Source organism: Mycoplasma zalophidermidis (genome assembly GCF_018913985.1).
In the GTDB taxonomy this organism is placed as follows: domain Bacteria; phylum Bacillota_I; class Bacilli_A; order Mycoplasmatales; family Metamycoplasmataceae; genus Mycoplasmopsis; species Mycoplasmopsis zalophidermidis.
In genome coordinates, this window is sequence record NZ_JAHMHK010000019.1 from 1 (window position 1) to 894 (window position 894).

Genomic DNA, 894 nt, shown 5'->3' on the forward strand with positions numbered 1-894 from the left:
GTGGTATTATTGGCTGATTTATAAAGGTTAGATATCTAAATAAAAAAGTTAAATAATTTTATTTGGTTTATGTATATTATGTGTATAATATAGTTATCAAAATATATCTGAATCGCCAAGTGGAATCGTCGCAGTTGAGACTTGGAAGTGGGATATATAGTGAGTGGACAAGAGAAGAAAAAATATTTTCGGGTGCAAAAATAATTGCACTGCTTTTTTTTATAATTAAATAAGGAGGTTATATGTCTTGAATAGCATGAAACAGAAAAAAGTATGCTCAAAAAAATAAAGTGCAGACTTTTTCACACAATATTATGGGTAAAAAAATACTGGCATATCATAATAGAAGGGATATAAGACCATTAGTGGTGTTTTATAATGGAAATGAGGTATATTTTTTAAATTCCAGATCAGTAACACAACATAATAACAAAATCAAAGGTGAGGTAAAAGCTAAATTTAGCGAAAAATTAAAAGAGTCGTTTATCGACACCTCTTCTATACAAGTGATGAATAGTAAAGAATTTTTTAAAATTTATAAAAATGATCAATTTAATCCTGTCTATCAGTTGAATAATAAAGATGCAAAAAATGTAATAAATGCTTTAAATGATAGTTTGGAATCGGATCATTTAACTATACAGAGAATCAGCATTAACGATAAATACGAATCCGTTAGTGAGGTTTTATTTTCCACCAAAATTAAAAATGACCTACCTTTAAACAAAAGCTTTAATGAAAATTACTTAGTGCAAACAAACGAGGCCGTAGCTACTGTTTTACATTTAAGAGCTCTTATTAAACATTTAAAAGTTATGGATGATGAGGAATTAACGAATTATCGCAACGCTGAAAATGTAGATGAATACATGTATAAGAACTATAATGGTTATC

At 28.0% G+C, this 894-nt stretch carries 1 protein-coding gene; it reads left to right on the plus strand.

Annotated features, from left to right (window positions below; translation table 4 throughout):
• Nucleotides 1-242: 242 nt before the first annotated feature.
• The coding region (locus KQ878_RS03695) for an Mbov_0400 family ICE element protein (RefSeq protein ID WP_216567974.1) at nucleotides 243-894 on the plus strand (652 nt) is incomplete at its 3' end.